15 protein-coding genes, 1 tRNA gene and 2 pseudogenes are annotated in these 23,566 nt (G+C 30.8%); 8 read left to right on the top strand and 10 right to left on the bottom strand.

Annotated features, from left to right (window positions below):
• Positions 1 to 122: 122 nt before the first annotated feature.
• A tRNA-Ser gene (locus GQ540_RS09650) sits at positions 123 to 207 on the bottom strand.
• A 110-nt stretch (positions 208 to 317) separates the two neighbouring features.
• Here GQ540_RS09650 and GQ540_RS09645 point away from each other — a divergent pair.
• A complete protein-coding gene (locus tag GQ540_RS09645) occupies positions 318 to 1,070 on the top strand; it encodes a sulfite exporter TauE/SafE family protein (RefSeq protein ID WP_291800462.1) in 753 nt (250 codons plus the stop codon).
• 65 nt (positions 1,071 to 1,135) lie between these two features.
• Positions 1,136 to 2,188, top strand: coding sequence for a chorismate synthase (aroC, locus tag GQ540_RS09640; RefSeq protein ID WP_291800464.1), 1,053 nt, complete (start codon positions 1,136 to 1,138; stop codon positions 2,186 to 2,188).
• A gap of 33 nt (positions 2,189 to 2,221) precedes the next feature.
• Here aroC and GQ540_RS09635 read toward each other — a convergent pair whose 3' ends face one another.
• The 5 genes from GQ540_RS09635 to GQ540_RS09615 form a co-directional block, all read right to left on the bottom strand.
• On the bottom strand, positions 2,222 to 2,779 hold the full coding sequence (locus GQ540_RS09635) for a PepSY-associated TM helix domain-containing protein (protein WP_291800460.1): 558 nt from the start codon (positions 2,777 to 2,779) through the stop codon (positions 2,222 to 2,224).
• A 3-nt stretch (positions 2,780 to 2,782) separates the two neighbouring features.
• The gene (locus GQ540_RS09630) at positions 2,783 to 3,301 is read right to left on the bottom strand and encodes a hypothetical protein (RefSeq protein WP_291800458.1); all 519 of its coding nucleotides are present in this window, start codon (positions 3,299 to 3,301) and stop codon (positions 2,783 to 2,785) included.
• A 163-nt stretch (positions 3,302 to 3,464) separates the two neighbouring features.
• Complete coding sequence (locus tag GQ540_RS09625) at positions 3,465 to 4,919, bottom strand: glutamate synthase subunit beta (RefSeq protein ID WP_291800457.1); 1,455 nt, start codon at positions 4,917 to 4,919, stop codon at positions 3,465 to 3,467.
• Positions 4,920 to 4,923: 4 nt separating this feature from the next.
• Positions 4,924 to 9,435 (bottom strand): glutamate synthase large subunit, encoded by a 4,512-nt coding sequence (gltB, locus tag GQ540_RS09620; RefSeq protein ID WP_291800455.1) that lies wholly within the window; start codon positions 9,433 to 9,435, stop codon positions 4,924 to 4,926.
• Between the two features lie 171 nt (positions 9,436 to 9,606).
• Positions 9,607 to 10,389 carry a sulfite exporter TauE/SafE family protein gene (locus tag GQ540_RS09615; RefSeq protein ID WP_291800453.1) on the bottom strand — a complete coding sequence of 261 codons (783 nt, stop codon included), beginning with the start codon at positions 10,387 to 10,389 and terminating at the stop codon, positions 9,607 to 9,609.
• A gap of 277 nt (positions 10,390 to 10,666) precedes the next feature.
• On the opposite strand from GQ540_RS09615, the gene GQ540_RS09610 reads away from it, so the two are divergent.
• The 5 genes and pseudogenes from GQ540_RS09610 (at position 10,667) to acs (ending at position 16,869) form a co-directional block, all read left to right on the top strand.
• Positions 10,667 to 10,921 (top strand): DUF4212 domain-containing protein, encoded by a 255-nt coding sequence (locus tag GQ540_RS09610; protein WP_291800451.1) that lies wholly within the window; start codon positions 10,667 to 10,669, stop codon positions 10,919 to 10,921.
• Positions 10,922 to 10,924: 3 nt separating this feature from the next.
• A complete protein-coding gene (locus GQ540_RS09605) occupies positions 10,925 to 12,610 on the top strand; it encodes a sodium:solute symporter family protein (protein WP_291800449.1) in 1,686 nt (561 codons plus the stop codon).
• Positions 12,611 to 12,886: 276 nt separating this feature from the next.
• Positions 12,887 to 14,386, top strand: a complete 1,500-nt coding sequence (locus GQ540_RS09600) for an aldehyde dehydrogenase family protein (protein WP_291800447.1) — start codon at positions 12,887 to 12,889, stop codon at positions 14,384 to 14,386.
• A 192-nt stretch (positions 14,387 to 14,578) separates the two neighbouring features.
• Positions 14,579 to 14,938: a DUF779 domain-containing protein gene (locus GQ540_RS09595; RefSeq protein ID WP_291800445.1), complete on the top strand. Its 360-nt coding sequence runs from the start codon at positions 14,579 to 14,581 to the stop codon at positions 14,936 to 14,938.
• A gap of 23 nt (positions 14,939 to 14,961) precedes the next feature.
• A pseudogene (acs, locus tag GQ540_RS09590) lies at positions 14,962 to 16,869 on the top strand (acetate--CoA ligase).
• A 60-nt stretch (positions 16,870 to 16,929) separates the two neighbouring features.
• On the opposite strand, the gene GQ540_RS09585 reads toward acs, so the two are convergent.
• Positions 16,930 to 17,664 carry an energy transducer TonB gene (locus GQ540_RS09585; RefSeq protein ID WP_291800443.1) on the bottom strand — a complete coding sequence of 245 codons (735 nt, stop codon included), beginning with the start codon at positions 17,662 to 17,664 and terminating at the stop codon, positions 16,930 to 16,932.
• A gap of 245 nt (positions 17,665 to 17,909) precedes the next feature.
• On the bottom strand, positions 17,910 to 20,792 hold the full coding sequence (locus GQ540_RS09580) for a TonB-dependent receptor (protein WP_291800441.1): 2,883 nt from the start codon (positions 20,790 to 20,792) through the stop codon (positions 17,910 to 17,912).
• Between the two features lie 223 nt (positions 20,793 to 21,015).
• On the opposite strand from GQ540_RS09580, the gene GQ540_RS09575 reads away from it, so the two are divergent.
• Positions 21,016 to 21,573, top strand: coding sequence for a thioredoxin family protein (locus GQ540_RS09575; protein ID WP_291800439.1), 558 nt, complete (start codon positions 21,016 to 21,018; stop codon positions 21,571 to 21,573).
• A 331-nt stretch (positions 21,574 to 21,904) separates the two neighbouring features.
• Here GQ540_RS09575 and GQ540_RS09570 read toward each other — a convergent pair whose 3' ends face one another.
• Together GQ540_RS09570 and GQ540_RS09565 are read right to left on the bottom strand one after the other, a co-directional pair.
• Positions 21,905 to 23,092, bottom strand: a complete 1,188-nt coding sequence (locus tag GQ540_RS09570) for an aspartate aminotransferase family protein (RefSeq protein ID WP_291800437.1) — start codon at positions 23,090 to 23,092, stop codon at positions 21,905 to 21,907.
• 1 nt (position 23,093) lies between these two features.
• A pseudogene (locus tag GQ540_RS09565) lies at positions 23,094 to 23,566 on the bottom strand (hypothetical protein); the annotation flags it as partial.

Below are 23,566 nucleotides of genomic sequence, written 5' to 3'. Positions count from 1 at the left end.
ATAGGGTAACTGAACTTTGATTTATAATGTGTATTTTGAGTATATACCAAAAACAAAAAACCCTCTAAACGTAATGTTTAGAAGGTTTTAACTTTTAAAGTGTCATTTGACGACTTTATCAGCGGAGAATGAGGGATTCGAACCCCCGGAGGTGTGACCCTCAACAGTTTTCAAGACTGCCGCATTCGACCACTCTGCCAATTCTCCTTTAGCGACGGCAAATATAAAACCCTTTTTTGTTTTGCTCAAACTTTTTCGCCTTTTTTTATAAATATTTTTAATAATTTTTAAACTACATTTGATTTTCAATTTATTAGGTGGATTTAGTTTTAGAAATAGTAGGTTTAATAGTTATTGGTTTTATTGCTGGGTCAATAAATACGATAGCTGGTGGAGGTTCATTATTAACTTTGCCAATTCTTATTTTTTTGGGTTTGCCCTCAAATATTGCTAATGGGACAAATAGAATTGCTATTTTATTTCAAAACATATTTACTACTGCAGGTTTTAAAAGTAAAGGAGTCATAACATTTCCTTTTAGTATTTATATTGGTGTTTCCGCTTTAATAGGCTCATTAATTGGCGCTCAAATTGCTATTGATATTAAAAGCGAAACATTCAATAGAATACTTGCAATTATTATGGTTGTTATTGTTTTTTATATGGTTTTTAAATCTAAAAATAATCTAATAGCTACATTAGAAAAAACTTCTAAGAAACATTTATGGATAAGTGTTATTCTTTTCTTTTTTGTAGGTATTTATGGTGGGTTTATTCAAGCTGGAGTAGGGTTTATAATACTATTAATTTTATCTTCGGTAAATAACTTATCATTAGTGAAAAGTAATGCAGTTAAAGTGACGGTTGTTTTAATTTATACCATTTCGTCTATAGCTGTTTTTGCTTATAATGATCTGATTAATTGGAGAATTGGTTTAACTTTATCAATAGGAAACGCTGCAGGAGGTTGGTTTGCGAGTAGGTGGTCTGTTAATAAAGGAGATGAGTTAGTTAGAAAATTTTTAATTGTAATGGTTGTTATAATGGCAATTAAATTATGGTTTTTTTAAATTTATTTCAAAGAATAAATAAACCTTCTGTAAAATTCTTTTTTTACATTTGTGCTTAAATTTAGATTATGGCTAATTCGTTAGGGAAAATATATACACTTACTACTTTTGGTGAATCACATGGCGAAGCTATTGGAGGCATTATTGATGGTTGTCCGGCAGGAGTAACATTAGATTTGAATGCAATTCAACATGAATTAGATAGAAGAAAACCAGGGCAATCTAAAATTGTAACGCAAAGAAAAGAGCCAGATGAAGTTCAATTTTTATCGGGTATTTTTGAAGGAAAAACTACAGGTACATCTATTGGATTTATTATTAAAAATGTACATCAACGTTCTAATGATTATTCACATATAAAAGATTCTTATCGTCCTTCACATGCAGATTATACGTACGATAAAAAATATGGAAATAGAGATTATCGTGGCGGAGGAAGGACTTCAGCTCGTGAAACAGCTAATTGGGTTGTTGGTGGAGCAGTAGCTAAACAAGTAATTCCTGAAATTAAAATAAATGCATTTACTTCTTCAGTAGGTGATATTTTTATGGAAAAACCATATCAAAATATTGATTTTTCTAAAACAGAAAGTAATATTGTTCGTTGCCCAGATGAAGCTTCTGCTAAAAGAATGATAACACAAATTGAGGAAATCAAAAAGCAAGGCGATACTATTGGAGGCACAGTTACTTGTGTTATTCAAAATGTGCCAGTTGGTTTAGGAGAGCCTATTTTTGATAAGCTTCATGCGCAGTTAGGTAAAGCTATGTTATCTATAAATGCTGTTAAAGGTTTTGAATATGGTAGCGGATTTTGTGGTGCTAAAATGAAAGGTAGCGAACATAATGATATTTTTAATGCTGACGGAACAACAAAAACAAATTTATCGGGTGGAATTCAAGGTGGAATAAGCAATGGAATGGACATTTATTTTAGAGTTGCATTTAAGCCTGTAGCAACTATTATGCAACCTCAACAAACTATTGATAATAAAGGAAATATAGTTGAAATGCACGGTAAAGGTCGTCACGACCCTTGTGTGGTTCCTCGTGCAGTACCAATTGTTGAAGCATTGGCAGCAATGGTATTAACAGATTTCATGTTGCTAAACAACTAAAAAAAAGGCTGAAAATTAATCTTCAGCTTTTTTTTACATATAATAGATTAGGAATATTATTGGAATTATAATTCCAAGAGCGGTATAAATTCCACCTCTTCCGGTAATTCCTTTTTTTCCTTTTGTAATGAAGAATGAAGTTATTACAAATAGAATTAAAGCACCAGCATAAATGTCAGAAAACCAAGTCCATAACCTATTAGGATTGTAGTGTAAATAATTTGATTCATAAAAAATAGAACGCCTTTTTAAGTATTCTGCCATTCCTTTTCCACTATTTATATTCACTAATACTGAAGACCCTCCTTTTAAAAATATTTTAAGCGTATTTTTATTTGAATAATAATGACTTTTATAATTTTTACTCGAGTCAATTTCATCTAATAAATTTAAGATATTATTTTTTACTGAATCTGTTTTATCTAAGTTAATGGATGTTTCAAAATGGTTTATTTCAACTTTATAATTAGGATTCCAATCAGCCATATGATTTAATGCAATACCAGATAGTGCATAAATTAATGTAGTACCAATAAAAAAGAAACCAATATCTCTATGAAGTATTCTACTCCATTTTCGTAATTGTTTCATAGTTTATTGAATTTCGGAATGCGAAACGTATTTTAATGAATAGTTTGAAATATAAGCAATATTTTTAGCTTTCATTTGATCTCTGTATTGTTGTATGTGTTGTTTCTTAGCTTCAAATTGTTCTTCGTTTGAAGTTCCTTCAGAATGACTTTTAATATTATCTTCTTCCATTTTCAGACAATAAGATTCGTCAACTCTTTCTTCTAAAACAATACCAGTTAAAATAATTTCACTTCCCTTTAAATTTTCGTCAAATCGTTCTTCTGAAACAACATGTACATCACTTTCATCAGTAACTAAAAGTATTTTTTTACCACCATGTTTACAAACGTGATCTACAATACCGTTAACTTTAATTTCTTTGTTTACAAATTCACCGGCCTTTATATCAAATTCATTGAGTGACACAAAAGGAGTTTCTATATCAGTATTTATTTCTGAAATAGTATCAGTTTTTTTATTTTCTGTTTTGCAAGAAACTATTGCAATAATAAGAATTAAAAGAAATGTGATTTTTTTCATCGTTTTTATATTTAAAAATTAATTTAGTTATAAAATTAAACACGAAAATTTATAAAAAGAATGATTTTAATCAGTTTCCTATCTTAAAATCAAAGTTATTCACTATAAATTATTGTTTAATTTGAAAAATGGATTTTTAATATTATTTTATAATATGTTTTAACTACATACTTGGTAAATCACCATCTCCTTTTGAAGGTAAGTTACTAAAGCCCATTAAATATTCATCTACTTTTTTTGCAGCTTCTCTACCTTCTGAAATTGCCCAAACAATTAATGATTGTCCTCTACGCATATCACCAGCAGTAAAAATATGAGGCACATTGGTTTGATATTTAGTGCCAATGTAATTACTTCTAGCATCAGTTTTTATACCTAGTTGTTCGCTTAAAGTTGATTCAGGTCCCGTAAAACCTAAAGCAAGCAATGCTAAATCACAAGGCCATGTTTTTTCAGTCCCTTCAATTTCAATTAATTCAGGTCTTTTACCTGGATTCATTTTCCATTCAACTTCAATTGTTTTTAATGCAATTAATTCACCTTTTTCATTACTCACAAATTCTTTGGTGTTAATTAGCCAATTTCTGTCACAGCCTTCTTTATGTGATGAAGAAGTTTTTAATTGAAGAGGCCAAAATGGCCAAGGTGTACTTGAACTTCTATCACCTGGAGGTTTAGGCATAATTTCAAAATTAGTAACGGATGTTGCCCCTTGACGATTTGAAGTCCCTACACAATCTGAACCAGTATCACCACCACCAATTACAATTATATTTTTATTGGTAGCTAAAACTTGATCTTTTACATCTTTACCAAAAACAACCTTAGTTGCTTGAGTTAAGAAATCCATTGCTTGTACAACTCCTGTTGTTTCAATTCCTTTAGTTGGTAAGCTTCTGCGTTCTGTAGCACCACCACATAAAACTACAGCGTCAAATTTATTTAACTGTTCAGCTGAATAATTTACACCAACATTTATGTTGGTTTTAAAAGTAATTCCTTCTTCTATTAATATTCCAACTCTTCTATCAATAATTTCTTTTTCTAGTTTAAAATTTGGTATTCCATAGCGTAATAATCCACCTACTTCATCATCTCTTTCAAAAACAGTTACTGTATGTCCAGCTCTATTTAGTTGTTGTGCTGCAGCTAATCCTGCAGGGCCAGAGCCAATTATAGCTATAGTTTTTCCAGTTTGTGTACTTGGTGTTTGAGGTTTTATCCATCCTTCTTTAAAAGCACGTTCAACAATGTTTTTTTCAATATTTTCAATTGAAATAGGATTATCTACAAGACCTAACACACAAGCTTGTTCGCAAGGAGCAGGGCATAAGCGACCTGTAAATTCAGGAAAATTATTTGTAGTATGTAAAATATATGAAGCTTTTTTCCATTCACCTCTATGAACCATATCATTAAAATCTGGTATTAAATTCCCAAGCGGACATGCACTGTGACAAAATGGAATACCGCAATCCATACAGCGAGACCCTTGTTTTGTAATATCTTCATTATTCAACGGTACTGTAAATTCGTTATAATTACTAACGCGTTTTTTAACTGCTTTATATGTCTCGTCTTTTCTTTCGAATTCTTTAAAACCTGTTATTTTTCCCATAATATTATGCTGTTAATTCTTCTACCATTGGTTCTTCAGTTTCTAAACGCTTTAAAGCTCGTTTATACTCAGTAGGCATTACTTTTACAAAGTTGCTTAAGCTGTTTTCCCAATCATTTAATAATTCTTTTCCTCTGTTGCTATTTGTGTAGATCACATGTTTTTCTATCAATGCTTTTAATTCGTTAGCATCTTCTTTTTCAATAGGGTCAAATTCAATAGTTTCAGTATTGCATAAACCATTGGTAAATTTATTTTTTGGATCGTATATGTATGCAATACCACCACTCATTCCTGCAGCAAAATTACGTCCAGTTTTTCCAAGTACTATTACTTTTCCACCGGTCATATATTCACATCCGTGGTCACCAACACCTTCAACTACAGCTATTGCACCTGAGTTACGAACTGCAAAACGTTCACCTGCAATACCATTTATGTAAGCTTCACCTTCAACGGCACCAAATAAACAGACATTACCAATAATTATATTTTCTTCAGCAATAAAATCTGCTTTCACAGGTTTTTTTACTATAATTTTTGCTCCAGATAATCCTTTTCCTAAATAATCATTACTATTACCATTAATTGTGAAAGTTAAACCGTGTGCTCCAAATACTCCAAAACTTTGACCTGCAGAGCCAGTGAAATTGATACTTAAAGTGTCTTCAGGTAAACCTAAATGACCATAAACTTTTGAAATTTCATGACTTACAATAGCCCCAACAGAACGATCCATATTACAAATAGGATAGTTTAAAACCATTTTTTCTTTTCTAAATAAAGCTCTATGAGAATCTTTAAGAATTTCTAAATCTAGAACATCCTCTAAAAAGTGATCTTGCTTTTCAGTATTTCTTAAATCCATTTTACTGTATCCTTTTGGTACGTGTAGTATTGAAGATAAGTCTAAACCTTTAGCTTTATAATGTGTAATAGCTTTGTTTGAGTTTATTTTTGAAGTTTGCCCAATCATTTCATCCATTGTTCTAAAACCTAATTCTGCCATAATTGCTCTTAATTCTTCAGCAATATAAAAGAAAAAGTTTATCACATGCTCAGGTGTTCCTTTGAAGTTTTTTCGCAACTCTTTATCTTGAGTTGCAATACCAACCGGACAAGTATTTAAATGGCATTTACGCATCATAATACAGCCTGAAGCAACTAAAGGAGCTGTTGCAAAACCAAATTCTTCAGCACCTAGTAAAGCTGCAATTGCAACATCACGACCAGTTTTTAACTGTCCGTCACATTCTACAACAATTCTACTTCTTAAGTTATTTAACACCAATGTTTGTTGTGCTTCAGCCAAACCAAGTTCCCAAGGTAAACCTGCGTGTTTTAATGAAGTTAAAGGAGATGCACCTGTTCCACCATCGTAACCAGCAATTAAAACTACATCTGCTTTTGCTTTTGCAACACCAGCAGCAATAGTACCAACACCAACTTCGGAAACTAATTTTACATTAATTCTTGCTTCTCTATTAGCATTTTTTAAATCGAAAATTAATTGTGCTAAATCTTCAATAGAATAAATATCGTGATGTGGAGGTGGAGAAATTAATCCTACAAAAGGTGTAGAATTTCTTGCCGATGCAATCCAAGGTAATACTTTTTCACCTGGTAATTGACCACCTTCTCCTGGTTTAGCACCTTGCGCCATTTTAATTTGAATTTCTTTAGCACTGGATAAATAATGCGAAGTAACTCCAAAACGACCAGATGCAACTTGTTTTATAGCCGAGTTACGACTATCACCATTTATGTCTTTTTGGAAACGTCTTCTATCTTCACCACCTTCACCTGAATTACTTTTACCGCCGATACGATTCATAGCAATTGCTAAATTCTCATGTGCTTCTCTTGAAATTGATCCGTAAGACATTGCACCCGTTTTAAAACGTTTTACAATTTCAGTCCAAGGTTCAACTTCATCAATTGGTATTGGGTCAAAGTTGTTAAATTCAAACAAACCTCTAATCGTCATTAAATTTTCAGCTTGTTCGTTTACAGCTTTAGCGTAAGCGTCGTAACTTTTTTGATCACTTAACCGAACTGCTTGTTGTAATTTAGCAACTGTTGTTGGGTTGAATAAATGTTTCTCTCCATTACGTCTCCATCGGTAATGACCTCCAATATTTAATCCTAACCTGTTTTTAATTAATGTTTTGGGATAAGCGTAATCATATCTTTTAGAAATTTCTTTTTCAATTTCATACAAGCCAATTCCTTCAATTCTTGAAGCGGTGTAAGGGAAGTATTTTTCAACAAATTTAGAGTTGAAGCCAACAATTTCAAAAATTTGAGAACCTCTGTATGAGTGTAATGTAGAGATTCCAATTTTGTTCATTACTTTCAAAATCCCTTTTCCAATTGCTTGGTTAAAATTATCAACTGCTTGTTGTTCATTTATGCCTGTTATAAACCCTTTTTTAACCTGTACACGAATAATTTCATTTACCATATACGGATTAATAGCACTTGCGCCATAACCAAATAAAGTTGCAAATTGATGTGGTTCTCTTGGTTCGGCAGATTCAATAACAATATCAAAATAAGAACGTTTTCTTAGTCTATTAAGAGAATGATGAACGTATGAGCAGGCTAATAAAACGGGTATTGGAGCGAACTCTTTATTTGCTCCTCTATCTGATAAAATAATGATATTTGTTTTGTCATCAACAGCTTTGGAAACTTGGTTGATAATATCTTCTAAAGCGTCTTCTAAACCATTTAAACCTCTTTCTTTTTTATAAAGAATTTCAATAGTGATAGATTTAAAATCAGTTAAAGAAATGTTTCTTATTTTTTCTAAATCATTGTTAGAAATTACAGGATTTTGAATTCTAAGTTTTCTACATTGTCTATCAGAAATACTAAAAATATTTCGATCTTTACCTAAAGCAAGGCTGATATCTGTAACAATTTCTTCTCTTATACCATCTAAAGGCGGGTTTGTAACCTGCGCAAATAATTGTTTAAAATAGTTTGAGATTAACTGAGGTCTATCTGATAAAACAGCAAGTGGTGTATCAATTCCCATAGAACCTAAAGCCTCTTTACCATTTTGAGCCATAGGTGTAACAACTACTTGAATATCTTCAGTGGTGTAATTAAATAAACGAGAGCGTGTTTTTAAATCTACGGTTTCAATTGGACAAACTTCATTTGTATTTGGTAAGTCTTTTAAATTTTTTCTTGTTTTGTCTAACCATTTTTTATAAGGTCTTTCTGAAACAATTTTTGCTTTTATTTCTTCATCATTAATAATTCTCCCTTCATTCATGTCAACCAAAAACATTTTTCCTGGTTCTAATCTACCATGTTTTTCAACGTCTTTAGGTGCAATATCAACAACACCAATTTCAGAAGACATTATTAATTTTCCGCTTTTTGTTACTGTGTATCTTGATGGTCTTAATCCGTTACGGTCTAATAGTGCGCCAATATAATCTCCATCAGTAAAAGGAATTGAAGCTGGCCCATCCCAAGGTTCCATAATGCAAGCATTGTATTCGTAAAATGCTTTTCTTTCTTCAGACATTGTTAAATGCTTTTCCCAAGCTTCAGGAATCATCATCATCATAACTTCAGGTAAAGACCTACCTGATAATGTTAATAATTCTACCACCATATCCATAGAAGCTGAATCTGATTTTCCTGGTAAAATAATTGGGAATAATTTTTCAATCTGATCACCAAAAATTTCACTTTGCATTATTTCTTCACGCACACGCATTCTACTCACATTACCTCGTAGCGTATTTATTTCACCATTTTGACACATATATCTAAATGGTTGTGCTAATTCCCAAGAAGGCATTGTATTTGTTGAAAATCGTTGATGAACAAGTGCTAATCTTGTTACTAAATCTGGTTGTTGTAAATCTATAAAATACGGTCCAATATCTTCGGGCATAATAATACCTTTATAAATTAAGGTAGTATTTGAAAAGCTTGTTACATAAAAGTAGTTGCTTTCAGACATTTTTGAAGCTGCTATTGTATGTTCTGCAATTTTTCTTGCTGCATATAATTTAGCCTTAAATATATTTTCATCTTTAATAGTTCCTTTACCAACAAACACTTGATTGATAGTTGGTTCAGAATTCAAAGCAATTTCACCAAGCTGAGAATTATCTACAGGTACATCTCTCCATCCTAGAATTTCAAGTCCTTGATTTTTGATTTCTTCTTCAAATACATTTTTACAATAAATATATTGATTTTTGTTTTTCGGTAAAAAAATCATACCCACGGCATATTCTCTTCGAGCAGGTAATTTAAAAGTACAAACTCTATTAAAATATTCGTGTGGTATATCAATTAATAGACCAGCTCCATCACCTGTTTTTCCATCAGAACTAACACCACCTCTATGTTCTAGTTTTACTAAAATTTCAAGAGCATCATGTATAATTTGATTTGTTTTTTCTCCTTTTAAGTTGCATATAAAACCGGCGCCACAGTTTTCATGTTCAAATTCTGGTAAGTAAAGTCCTTGTTTCTCTATCATAAATCTATTTGTAGAATAGTTACAAAAATAAATAAAATATGAATGAAACCAGTTTAAACTTGCGAATACGTTGTAGTATATTCAATAAAACAATAAGGTTGATGAAAATAATTAAATCAATAAAATGATCCTTATTTTTTTATCATTTTAATAATAGAGATTAGAATGTTTTTACATTAAATATTTCCATAAAATACGAATAGCAACAAATGCAATAAGTATTGCAGTACCTTTTTTTAGTTTAATAGGAGTGATAAATTTAACACTAAGTCTAGATCCTATTTGCCCGCCAATTAAAACCGTGAACATTAAAATTATAGTAATTGTTGGTTTAATTGAAAAATTTGGGTTTAAATATTGCCCACCTAAACCAGCTATAGAATTTACTAAAATAAAAAAGCTTGAAGTAGCAGCTATTCTTTTAGGTACATCCCATTTTGTTAAATGTAAAAGAGGAGCTAAAAATACGCCACCACCAATACCAACCATTCCTGAAATAAAACCAATGCCGCCACCATACGAAACATCTTTTGTAATTGAATTTTTAAAGTTTGAAATATCAGCCTTTTTTGAAATGTATTTTGATGTCCACATTAAAATGGCAGCAATTAAAAGCGTAATTCCTAAAAGAATAAAGAATAAAGTTTGACTTATTTTTAAATATCCACCTAAAAAAGCCATAGGAACACTTATTAAAACTAACGGTATTATTTTTTTCCAATTAAAGAGTTTATTTTTTATATAAATATAAGTTCCGCCAGATACAACAACAATATTACATAATAATGCAACTGCTCTAAAGTGTGTAAATGTTAATGAAGTTAATGCTAGAACGGCTAGGTAACTAGATCCACCTCCAAAACCTACTGACGCGTATAGTAAAGCTATTAAAAAAAATAAGGCTATTATTTCCCAGTTTGAAATTAAAGTTTCAAGTAGTAATGATAAATTCATAGGTTAGTAATTCTTGTCAAATGCTAAGATAATATTACTTAGTTTAACTAGTGTAAGTTTTTCTACACTAATTTTTGAATGATTTTTTTAATTATGGAATCTATAATAGAATTTAATTAAAATTATAAATTAGTTAACATAACCTTATTTTATATCTTCTTAAATTTAATTTATAACCGTATTATTAACATTTATTATAAAAAGCAATAGTTTAATAAATTAAATTTTTATATTGCTTCACAATAATTAAATATTCACTCTAACTCACCTTAATATTATGGATAAAAAATATCAAAAAAAGTATTGGAAAAATAATTTAAAATACTTAGCAATACTTTTATCAATATGGTTTTTAGTTTCTTTTGTTTTTGGAATTTTACTTGTAGATGAATTAAATACGATACGAATAGGTGGTTTTAAACTTGGCTTTTGGTTTGCGCAACAAGGCTCTATTTATGTGTTTGTAGTTTTAATTTTTGTGTACATAAAATTGATGAATAAGTTAGATGATAAATATAATTTAGAAAAATAAGCGATGGATATACAAACTTGGACTTGGGTTTTAGTAGGAATAACATTTACATTATATATTGGCATTGCTATTTGGACTAGAGCAAGCTCAACCGGTGAATTTTATGTTGCAGGAAAAGGAGTGCACCCAATAGCAAACGGATTAGCAACTGCAGCAGATTGGATGTCAGCCGCATCATTTATTTCTATGGCAGGCTTAATTTCTTTTAGTGGTTATGACGGTTCTGTTTATTTAATGGGGTGGACTGGAGGATATGTGTTACTTGCTTTATTATTAGCACCTTACTTAAGAAAATTTGGAAAATTTACAGTGCCAGATTTTATTGGAGATAGATATTATTCTAACGTTGCTAGGGTAGTTGCAGTAGTTTGCGCATTAATAGTTTCATTTACTTATGTTGCTGGTCAAATGAGAGGTGTAGGTTTGGTATTTTCACGTTTTTTAGAAGTAGATATAAATACAGGTGTACTTATAGGTATGTTTATCGTGCTATTTTACGCTGTTTTAGGTGGAATGAAAGGAATTACATATACACAAGTTGCTCAATACTGTGTATTGATTTTTGCATTTATGGTTCCAGCAATTTTTATTTCAATTCAAATGACTGGGAACCCAATTCCTCAATTAGGTTTTGGAAGTAGTTCAGATGGAATTTATTTATTAGATAAGTTAGATGGATTGCATAGAGAACTAGGTTTTCATGAATACACTTCAGGTACAAAATCTAAAATAGATGTGTTTTTTATTACGGCAGCACTAATGGTTGGTACTGCAGGTTTACCACATGTAATTGTTCGGTTTTTTACAGTAAAGAAAGTAAGTGATGCTCGTAAATCTGCAGGTTGGGCATTATTGTTTATAGCAATTTTATATACAACTGCTCCGGCAATTGCTGTATTTGCTAGAACAAATATGATTGAAACGGTTAGCAATAAAAAATATACTGAATTGCCAGATTGGTTTTCTAATTGGGAAACAACTGGTTTAATTTCATTTGATGATAAAAATAATGATGGATTAGTTCAATATGTTGCTGATGAGTCAGTAAATGAATTAACTATTGATAAAGATATTATGGTACTTGCAAACCCCGAAATAGCACATTTACCAAATTGGGTAATTGCTTTGGTTGCTGCAGGTGGTTTGGCAGCTGCATTGTCAACAGCAGCAGGTTTGTTATTGGTAATATCTTCATCAGTATCTCATGATATTATTAAGAAAATAGTAAATCCTAAAATTTCTGACAAAGGAGAATTAGTTGCTGCAAGATTATCAGCAGTAGTTGCAGTAATTATTGCAGGTTGGTTTGGTATAAATCCTCCTGATTTTGTCGCCGCAACAGTAGCGCTTGCATTTGGGTTAGCCGCTGCTTCATTTTTTCCAGCCATTGTTTTGGGTATTTTTTATAAAAGAATGAATAAAGAAGGAGCTATAACTGGTATGGTTGTAGGAATGTTTTTTATGCTGTATTATATGATGCGATTTAAATTTGATTGGTTTGGCGGTGGTACTAAAGATGATTGGTGGTTTGGAGTTTCACCTGAAGGATTTGGAACATTTGCAATGCTTATAAATTTTGGAGTTTCATTAATTATTGCTTCATTTACACCTAAGCCACCAAAAGAAGTACAAGAAATAGTTGATAATATTAGAATCCCATCAGATGCTGGTGACGCACAAATGCATTAAAAATTTAACACTAATACTATTTACTAGTTTTAAAGTATGGTTTCTATAAGTAAACATAAATACATGAAAACTATAAATTAAAAGGTTATGAAAATAAATTAATTTTTCTTTCAGTTTAAGATGTTTAGATGCTTTTTTATATTTAAATATTTCATTCATATATAGGAAAAACACCTGATTTTTATAAGAATGATAAAATTAATATGTAATCTTTAATACATTCCTGTTATTTTGATAATTAGAATAAATTATTATCTTTAAGAAAAATAATATAATATGAGTTATTCAAAACCAATATTTAAAGAAAAATACGGAAACTTTATAAATGGAAAATTTGTAGATCCAGTAGGAGGAGAGTATTTTGAAAACAATTCACCAATTGATAATACTTTAATTGCAAAATATGCGCGGTCACAAAAAGAAGATGTGAACAATGCAGTAGCAGCCGCAAATGCAGCAAAAGAAGCTTGGGGGAATACTTCAGCAGCTCATAGAGCATCTCTTTTAAATAAAGTAGCTGATATTATTGAAGCTAATTTAGAAGAATTTGCTTTAGTTGAAACATGTGATAATGGAAAAGCGATTCGGGAAACTTTAAATGCAGACATTCCTTTATCTATTGATCATTGGCGTTATTTTGCAGCAGTAATAAGAGCAGAGGAAGGTTCAGCAACTGAATTAGATGCGAATACTTTATCAATGAATATTAAAGAACCTTTAGGTGTAGTTGCACAAATTATACCTTGGAATTTTCCATTGTTAATGTTATCATGGAAAATGCCTCCTGCACTTGCTGCCGGGAATTGTGTTATTTTAAAACCAGCAGAACAAACACCATCAACAGCAACCTTATTAATGGAGAAAATCGCAGCTGTATTTCCTCCAGGAGTTGTTAATATTATTCACGGTTTTGGTCCGGAAGCAGGAAAACCTTTAGCTTCACATTCAGGTGTTAATAAAGTAGCTTTTACTGGTGAAACTACAACAGGACAATTAATTATGCAGTATGCTTCTAAAAATTTAAATCCAGTTACTATGGAACTAGGTGGAAAATCGCCTAATATTTTCTTTAATAGTGTGATGGATGAAGATGATGCTTTTTTAGATAAAGCAATAGAAGGTGCGGTATTATTTGCATTCAATCAAGGTGAAGTTTGTACGTGTCCTTCAAGAATATTGGTCCAAGAAGATATTTATGATAAATTTATGGAAAGGGTCGTGGCTAGAACAAAAGCCATCAATCAAACGAATCCGTATGATGTTAATTGTATGATGGGAGCTCAGGCTTCTAATGACCAATATGAAAAAATTCTTTCTTATATAAAAATAGGGAAAGGAGAAGGAGCAAAAGTATTAGCAGGTGGAGAGGCTTGTAAATTAGATGGTGAATTTGCGAATGGATATTATATACAACCTACTATTTTAGAAGGGCATAATAAAATGCGTGTATTTCAAGAAGAAATTTTTGGACCCGTTGTAGCTGTTACTAAATTTAAAGATGAAGCTGAAGCATTAGAAATTGCAAACGATACACTTTATGGTTTAGGAGCTGGAGTTTGGACAAGAGATGCACATCAACTATATCAAATACCAAGAGCAATTAAAGCCGGTAGAGTTTGGGTGAATTGTTACCATGCATATCCAGCTCATGCACCATTTGGCGGTTATAAAAAATCTGGATTTGGTAGAGAAACACATTTAATGATGATGAATCATTACCGTCAAACTAAAAATATGTTAATTTCTTATGATAAAAATAAACTAGGTTTCTTTTAGAAAAGAAATTTAACTAATAATATGGCTGTTTGAAAAGTCTAATAATTTCTCATTTTGAAATGTCATATTGAGCCTGTTGAAGTATTATTTCAGAATTTTATTGTATTAATTGTGAATCATTATTATAACCTAAATCAAGTTCAGGATGAAGTAAATTTCACTTTTCAAACAACTTTTTTTAATTTTTTTTAAATGAGTTTTGAAAGAGTAGCAATAACAAAAGAAGCGGCTGAAATTGTAAATGAATTAAAAGCTAAATATGGTGAATTAATTTTTCATCAAAGTGGAGGTTGCTGTGATGGTTCGGCACCTATGATTTTCGAAAAAGAAGATATGTACTTAGATGAAAGCGATATTCTTCTTGGAGCGTTAGAAGGCGTTAATTATTATATGAATCAAGATCAATTTGAGTATTGGAAACATACACATTTAACAATTGACATTACTGAAGGTAGAGGTTCTAGTTTTTCACTTGAGATTCCGCTTGGGATTCGATTTATAATACATTCAAGAATATTATCAGAAGAAGAAAATACAGCTTTAAATAATTAATAAAGTAAATAGCAATAATATAAATGAGTAATTATCACATTAAACACTTAGAAGAATACTATCAAGTTTACAGAAAATCAGTTAGAAATCCAGAAGTCTTTTGGGAAGAAGTAGCAGAAGAGCATTTTATTTGGCGTAAACGTTGGAATAAAGTATTAAATTGGGATTTTACAAAACCTGAAGTGACTTGGTATGAAGGTGCTAAATTAAATATTACCGAAAATTGTATTGATAGGCATTTAAGAAATAGAGGTGATAAAACTGCTATTTTATTTGAACCAAATAATCCGGATGAAGAAGCACAACATATTACATATCAGCAATTATTTGAACGTGTAAATAAATTTGCCAATGTTTTAAAAGAACATGATATTAAAAAAGGTGATAGAGTTTGTATTTATTTACCAATGATTCCTGAATTGGCAATTTCGGTTTTGGCTTGTGCAAGAATTGGAGCAATTCATTCAGTGGTATTTGCAGGGTTTTCTTCAACAGCTTTGTCTACAAGAATTAATGATTCAGATTGTAAAATGGTAATTACTTCTGATGGTTCATACAGAGGAAGTAAAACGATAGATTTAAAAGGAATTGTTGATGAAGCATTAGAAGAATGTTCTTGTGTTGAAACCGTTTTAGTTGCAAAACGAATTAATTCAGAAATTTATATGAAAGAAGGTAGAGATAAATGGTTACAACCATTACTTGATGAAGCTTCTAACGAGTGTGAACCTGAAATTATGGATGCTGAAGATCCATTATTTATTTTATATACTTCTGGTTCAACATGAAAACCAAAAGGAATGGTGCATTCAACAGCTGGTTATATGATTTATACGGCTTATACATTTAAAAATGTATTCAATTATAAAGAAAATGATGTGTATTGGTGTACTGCTGATATTGGTTGGATTACTGGGCATAGTTATATTGTTTACGGTCCATTAGCAAATGGTGCAACAACTGTTATGTTTGAAGGTGTTCCAAATTATCCAGATTATGGGCGTTTTTGGGAGATTGTAGAAAAACATAAAATAAATCAATTTTATACTGCGCCAACAGCTATTAGAGCTTTGGCAAAAGAAAAGTTAGACTATGTTGAAAAGTATGATTTATCATCATTAAAAGTGTTAGGTTCGGTAGGTGAACCCATTAATGAAGAAGCTTGGCATTGGTATAATGACAATGTAGGAAAAAAGAAAAGCCCAATTGTTGATACTTGGTGGCAAACTGAAACTGGTGGTATGATGATTTCTCCAATCCCTTATGCAACGCCAACAAAACCAACCTATGCAACTTTACCATTGCCTGGAGTTCAATTAGCTTTAATGGACGAAAAGGGTAAAGAAATTAAAGGAAATCAAGTAGATGGACGTTTGTGTGTGAAATTTCCTTGGCCAGCTATGGCAAGAACAATTTGGGGAAACCATGAGCGTTATAGAGAAACGTATTTTTCAGCTTTTAAAAATATGTATTTTACAGGTGATGGAGCATTACGTGATGAGGTTGGATATTATAGAATTACCGGTAGAGTAGACGATGTAATTATTGTTTCTGGTCATAATTTAGGAACAGCACCAATAGAAGATGCAATAAATGAACATCAAGCAGTTGCTGAATCTGCTATTGTTGGTTTTCCACATGATGTTAAAGGAAGTGCGTTGTATGGCTATGTAATTTTAAAAGAAACAGGAGAGTCTCGTAACCATGATAATTTACGTAAAGAAATTAATCAAATAATTACTGAGCATATTGGTCCAATTGCTAAATTGGATAAAATTCAGTTTACGGTAGGTTTACCTAAAACCCGAAGTGGAAAAATTATGCGTAGAATTTTACGTAAAATAGCACATAATGATACTAGTAATTTGGGTGATATTTCAACATTACTAAACCCTGATGTTGTAGAATCTATTATTAAAGGGAAGATATAATATTTAACAAAAAAACCTACAATTTTGTAGGTTTTTTTGTTAAATATTTAAACTCTTTGATTAATTTCTAAAAAATACGATAGGAATACTTATTTCATAATTAACTGCAACTCCGTTTCTTAAAGCAGGCTTCCAATTGGGCATATTTTTAACAACTCTTTTAGCTTCATTATTTAGTACTAGGTTTACGCCTTTAACAACTGAAACATCTGAAATACTTCCATCTTTTTCAATTTTAACACTTACAATAACTTTTCCTCTACAGCTTGCATTTCTTGATTTTGTTGGATATTGTAAATTTTTTAAAAAATAGGAAGCTAATGCTTTTTTTCCTCCTGGAAATTCAGCGTGAGTATTGTATTTTGTATATTTAATTTTTTCACCTTTTTCATCCCAACATTTACCATTTTTTAAAATACCATTTTGGTAAACATCATGTCTTTTTAATTGGCCGTTTTTCCAATAATATTTTGCTGAGCCATCTTTTTTTCCATTTTTAAAATAAATTCCTGAACTAATTTTGCCATTCTCATGCCAATAAGTTTGTTTTCCATGAAACCGTTTAATTGTACTTGAAATAAAATGGTTTTCAGACTTTAGTTGTCCAGATTCATAATAAACTTTCTTAATTCTACCATCAGGTTTTGGGTCTGTAAATTTTACTGTTTTAATAGTAGTTACCTTAATGGTACTTGCAATTAATTCAGATTCATTTACAATGTAATTTGGTGTGTTTTGAGCGTATAATGTAGTTGTAATTATAAATAAAATTAGTACTGCTGAGATTGATTTCATTTTAATTTTTTTTAGATTTTAAATAGTTTATATACTATTTATTATTCCTTTATAAATTAACTACTACAAAATTAAAGAATAACTAGATTAGGAGATATGATATTTGTCATACTCCTATTTTTAAGTATGTTGCAGTATTTAAAAGCACTCAAAATGAACAATAAAAAAACCTGTAAAGAAATTAATCTTTACAGGTTTTAAGTTATAATTTCAATCCTCAACTATGAAGATTATAAATTTATTTATTATTTAAGTACAAAGTTTAACCTTGCAAATAAGAAACGACCACCAACACCAAATTGTTGTGCTCTTCTTGACCAGTCAAAACGACCAGAACTTCTGTTTGTACCTCCATCAGAGAATTCTAATTCTGCTCTATCTGGTTCAATATCTAATAAGTTGTTTGCACCTACAGTAATTGTAGTACTTTCAGAAACCTTGTAACCGAAAGATAAATCTGTTACAATTTTAGTTCCAAAAACTTGTTGTCTATCTAAATCAGTTGTAGCTTCCATTACTTCACCAAAGTAAACGTTTCTTAAGAAAACATTAAATTTATCAGTAGTTAAACTATGAGATAAATTAAGTTTTGTTCCCGGTACAGCTTCTTCTAAATATACTCTACTAGCTTCATCGAAGTAAGTCTCAACTTTACCTGCATCAATTAAAACTTGTGAAGCATGAATATTACCAACTCTATTAGTTTTAGAGAAAGTTGCTGCTAAATCAGTTTTTAGTTTCGCATTGTCACCTAATAAAGCATCATGTGTAATTACAATATCTAAACCTTTAGATTCAGTATCAATTGCATTTGCAAAGAAAGCTGCAGCTCCAGCATTTGCTTGAGATAATAAGTTGTCTAATTCAGTTCCTGTTCCAGGTCCTGAGAATCTTCCAGTGTAAATTACTCTGTCATCAATACCTACCCAGTATCCATCAACTGTTACAGTTAAATGTGCATCTGGCATTTTTGTAGTAAATCCAACACTTAAACTTTTAGATGTTTCTTCTTTTAATTGAGGAATACCTAATAATTTAGCAGCTCTACTATCATTTGAGAAAGTACCTACTTCAATTGGGTTACCATCTTGATCAAAAATTGTAGATGTTGAATTAAAGTTTAATTGGTGTAATGAAGGAGCTCTAAAACCTGTGTTAAATGCAGCTCTAATGTTTGTGTTATCACCAGCTTTAATTCTAGTTGCTAATTTAAAGTTCAAAGTAGAGCCAAAGTCAGAATAGTCTTCGTAACGTGTTGCTAAACTTACTAAGAAGTTTTCAGACACATCAGCTTCAACGTCTAAATATCCAGCTACACTACTTCTACCACGAGATAATTCGTTTGCAGGGCTAAATCCTGGGAATACTTGAGATCCACCTGGTCTTGCTCTATCAAAGAAATCTACTGAAGGATCTTGGCTAGGTGTAGTAATTACTTGTCCGTCTGCTGTAAATTGAGCATAAGAACCAAGTTCACCAGCATAAATTTCATATGTTTCAACACGGTACTCAGCACCATAAGCAACATTTACTCCAGACATCATATCTTCATAAAATTTACTAATATCTAAATTAGTCGTATTTTGTGCGAATGAGAATCCACCAGCATCAAAAGTTGTTGGAGATGCACCTTGCATAGAAGCATTATATGTATTGCTAATAGCATATAAAAATTCATTTTTACCATATGTATTACTAAAATCAATATCCCAATCAGATACTTTTCCTTTAATACCTATAGCGAAAGATTTATCAGTAATTGTTGAGTTAATTTCAGGTAAAAAACCATTAATATATGCAGGAGTATAAGTTCTGTTTTGACTAGGCAATCTGTAAAAACCTGCAGAGTTACCTTTTCTTGAACTAACACCAGCAAATGAGTATAATTCAGTTCCGTCATCATTTAAAGGCAAAGAGAAGTTTGCAAAGAAACGACCACCACGTAGAGCAGATTGACCAACTCTCATATTATAATCACTTCTAGTTTGTCCACGTGCAGCTAATTCTGCAGTTGTATTATCAGCACTTAAAATATCTTGTAATTCTGATTTTGTAGCTCCAAGGTCTAAACCTAATCCAGCCATATTACCATATAAAATGACATCAGATACATCACCATCTAATAAATTAGTGATATCATATCCAGCATCATTTGCAACTCTTTCAATAGTATTGTATTGATTAAAAATACCACCTTCAAATTCTTTCATTCTGTTGTATTCTTCTCTTACATCAAAATCTCCAGTAAAGTTTAAGAAACCACCTTTGTCACCTAATTGTAAACCGTAGTTTGCACTTACGTTAGTTGTTTGTCCATCACTACCACCTGTTTGACCATTAGAATTATCAGAGTAATAAGCACCTGTTGTAAGGTTCATTGTTAACTCGTTAGTGCTTCTTTTTAATACAATGTTAATAACACCAGCAATGGCATCAGAACCATACTGTGCAGCTGCTCCATCACGTAATACTTCAATACGTTCAATAGAAGCGGCAGGAATTGCATTTAAATCTGTACCAACACTACCTCTACCAAATGTACCATTAACGTTAATAAGAGAAGAAGAGTGTCTTCTTTTACCGTTAATTAATACTAATACTTGATCAGGACCTAAACCTCTTAAAGAAGCAGGATCAATGTGGTCAGTACCATCAGAAATCGTTTGCGTATTAGATGTAAAAGAAGGAGCCACATAATTTAAAATTTGATTTAAATTAACTTGTGGTCCAGCAGTTAATAATTCTGTAACATCAATAATGTCTACAGGAACCGCAGTATCTACAGCTGTTCTGTTAGGGTTTCTTGAACCTACAACAACAACTTCATCTAAAGATACTCCAGAAACTAATACAACATCAAATGTTTTAGTTCCATCCATTTGTAATTTCTTATCGTTAAATCCAACATATGAAAAGATAAGATTTTCACTTGACTCAACTTTAACGGTATACTTACCATCAAAATCGGTTGTAGTACCTCTTGATGTTCCTTCAATTGTAACTGAAACACCAGGTAAAGGTTGACTGTCAGAATCGGTAACCGTTCCCGAAACTTGATACGATTGCGCAAATGTTGCCATCGTAAATAGCGAAAATATCGCTATTAAAAATTGTTTTTTTGAATTCATGTACTTTGATTTATGTTAATTAATTCGGCCAATATATAACAAAAATTTAACATTTGGAGGCTAATAATGTATCTTTTAATGGTTAAATAGTATTTTATTGATGGATTAGTAATTACAAAATTCATTTTTACTTGATTAATAAATAAATAGGTAGTGATTTTTTTGATATTTTTGCTTGTAAGAAAAGAGTAAATTATACTACTAATGAAACAAACATATATTTATGAAGAATTTATTTAATAAAAAAAATATATCAAATATACTATTTGTAATTGTTGTTGGCCTTTTATTATTTCCATCAACTAGAGAGTGGGGTATGAGGCAGTTGGCTTTTACACCATCAGTTGAAAAAATTGAAAATGCTGAAACAATTAACAATTATAACTGGAATTTAAAAGGTTTAAATACGGAGAGTTTAAATTTTAATGAGTTTGAAAATAAAGTGATTTTCGTTAATTTTTGGGCTACTTGGTGTCCGCCTTGTAGAGCTGAAATGCCTATGATTCAAAAATTATATAATGATTATAAAGACAAAGTTGCCTTTGTTTTTATAACTAACGAAAATTGGAATACTGTAAAACCCTTTTTTGATAAAAATGGGTACGATTTGCCAGTTTATAATTCTATAAGTAGTCCACCTCAAAAATTTACAGAAACAAATAGTATTCCTGCAAGTTATTTAATTGATAAAAATGGAGCGATATTAATTTCTAAAGTTGGAGCTGCAGATTGGAATAGTACTAAAGTTCGTAATTCGTTAAATGATTTAATTTCAAAATAAAAACCTGCAGCTATTATTTTGAATAATACTACAGGTTTAAAACTTGAATTTTCATAAGGTCGGTTTTAGAGGTATTGATTTTTATAGTCCGTATCGTCTAAACTTGCTCCATTGTAATCTTTTTGTGTTTACAAAATTTACAAATACTACTCTTTTCTTGTTTTCTTGCGGAAGGTTTAAATTTAAAGTTGTCATAATAAATAGTTTTAAGTTGTTAGTTTCTATTTAAATGACGTTTGTAAATATATTTTGTTACACTATTATGTATTGCAAGGTACTATATTAACATTTATTTAACTAAATGGTTGCATTTTAATAAGTTAGTGTAAATTTAAGTTTCAGCTAAAATTTCATTTAGGCTATCTATAATTACAGAACAACCTTTTATTATTTCTTCTTCTGAAATTGTTAAAGGAGGTGTTATACGGAAAGCTTTGCCTTCAAATAATAACCAAAAGAGTAATAAGCCTTTGCTTATAGATTTTAATATAACTTTTGAAGCAATGTCTTCAGTTTTAACAATAGCAGCTAACATTAAGCCTTTTCCTCTAATTTCTGAGATTAATGGATGAACCAATAATTTTCTAATTATTAGTTCTTTATGAAGTGTTTCTTCAATAAGGTTAGTAGTCCGTAATTCAACTAATGTAGCATTTGCAGCTGCAGCAATTACAGGATGCCCACCAAAAGTTGTTATATGACCTAATTTAGGTTGTTGCTTTAAACAGCTCATAATTTTATGAGATGAAATAAAAGCACCTATTGGCATTCCGCCACCTAATCCTTTACCTGCAATTAGAATATCAGGAACAACATTGTAATTTTCAAAACCAAATAATTTTCCTGTTCTGCCAATTCCAGTTTGTATTTCATCTAAAATAAGTAGCGCACCAACTTTCTGGCATTTATCTTTTACTTTTTTTAAATAGTTGTTTATTGGTTCAATAAAACCAGCACCTCCTTGAATAGTTTCTAAAATTACAGCTGCTGTGTTGGTTGATATTTTATCAATATCAACAACATTATTAAATTCAATAAATTTTACTCCAGGTATTAATGGTCTAAAAGCACTGTTTTGTTGTTCGACTCCGCAAACACTCATAGCGCCTTGTGTATTACCATGGTATCCGTTTTTGGCTGAAATTATTTCACTTCTATTTGTAAACCGTTTAGCTAATTTTAGAGCTCCTTCAGTAGCTTCAGTTCCAGAGTTTGTTAAATAAACGGTTTCTAAATTTTCTGGTAAATTTTTCGCAAGTAATTTAGTAAGTGATACTTGCGGTTGTTGAATAAATTCTCCATACACCATTACATGTGTATAAGCATCAACTTGTTTTTTGATGGCTTCAGAAATTTTTGGGTGATTATGTCCTAATGTATTTGCTGATACACCTGCAATAAAATCTAAATATTCTTTACCATTAGTATCATAAACAAAACTTCCAGTTGCATGAGAAATTTCTATAGCTAATGGATTTGGTGATGTTTGTGCTTGATATTTAAAAAAATCTTTTTTCAAATTATTTTTCTATACGTTGTTTGTCGTGTATAAAAATAGCTTCTTTAGTTAACGGACGTTCATCTTCTCTCCAAATAAAACCTTTAAAAGTTCTATCTTTTGGATTTAATTTTTCAAATTCAGAAGGAGGATATGTTTTTCCATCTGGTTTTTTATTAAAATCTATTGAATTAATAGTATTGCTTTCTAAAGTAATAAATATATTATCACTGCTTTTCATTTTAGAAATCCCCATTAATTTTTGATATTCATCTCTTAAATAAAAAATAACCTCACTATTTCCAATATCATTTAATGAGTTCAATTTATTATTTTTAAATTTCCCGTACATGTTTTTTCCTTTCAATTGGTTATAACCTGTTGAATCTTTTTGAATCATAAAAGCATTACTTAAAACTTTTAAAGAATCTAGTTGTTCAGTTTTAGCATTTGAAATTAAATGAATAGTATCTCCAGTAATTTGATTTCCTTCAG

This window comes from Lutibacter sp. (assembly GCF_013139515.1).
Taxonomy (GTDB): Bacteria; Bacteroidota; Bacteroidia; order Flavobacteriales; family Flavobacteriaceae; genus Lutibacter.
Note: the sequence above shows the minus strand (reverse complement) of the source record. Positions and strands in the feature narration are given on the sequence as shown.

Excerpts from the sequence above, each read along its gene's own strand:
- GQ540_RS09635 (WP_291800460.1), bottom strand. The coding sequence starts at position 2,779 with ATGAAACAATTACGAAAATGGAGTAGAATACTTCATAGAGATATTGGT.
- GQ540_RS09630 (WP_291800458.1), bottom strand. The coding sequence starts at position 3,301 with ATGAAAAAAATCACATTTCTTTTAATTCTTATTATTGCAATAGTTTCT.
- GQ540_RS09625 (WP_291800457.1), bottom strand. The coding sequence starts at position 4,919 with ATGGGAAAAATAACAGGTTTTAAAGAATTCGAAAGAAAAGACGAGACA.
- gltB (WP_291800455.1), bottom strand. The coding sequence starts at position 9,435 with ATGATAGAGAAACAAGGACTTTACTTACCAGAATTTGAACATGAAAAC.
- GQ540_RS09615 (WP_291800453.1), bottom strand. The coding sequence starts at position 10,389 with ATGAATTTATCATTACTACTTGAAACTTTAATTTCAAACTGGGAAATA.
- GQ540_RS09610 (WP_291800451.1), top strand. The coding sequence starts at position 10,667 with ATGGATAAAAAATATCAAAAAAAGTATTGGAAAAATAATTTAAAATAC.
- GQ540_RS09605 (WP_291800449.1), top strand. The coding sequence starts at position 10,925 with ATGGATATACAAACTTGGACTTGGGTTTTAGTAGGAATAACATTTACA.
- GQ540_RS09600 (WP_291800447.1), top strand. The coding sequence starts at position 12,887 with ATGAGTTATTCAAAACCAATATTTAAAGAAAAATACGGAAACTTTATA.
- GQ540_RS09595 (WP_291800445.1), top strand. The coding sequence starts at position 14,579 with ATGAGTTTTGAAAGAGTAGCAATAACAAAAGAAGCGGCTGAAATTGTA.
- GQ540_RS09585 (WP_291800443.1), bottom strand. The coding sequence starts at position 17,664 with ATGAAATCAATCTCAGCAGTACTAATTTTATTTATAATTACAACTACA.
- GQ540_RS09580 (WP_291800441.1), bottom strand. The coding sequence starts at position 20,792 with ATGAATTCAAAAAAACAATTTTTAATAGCGATATTTTCGCTATTTACG.
- GQ540_RS09575 (WP_291800439.1), top strand. The coding sequence starts at position 21,016 with ATGAAGAATTTATTTAATAAAAAAAATATATCAAATATACTATTTGTA.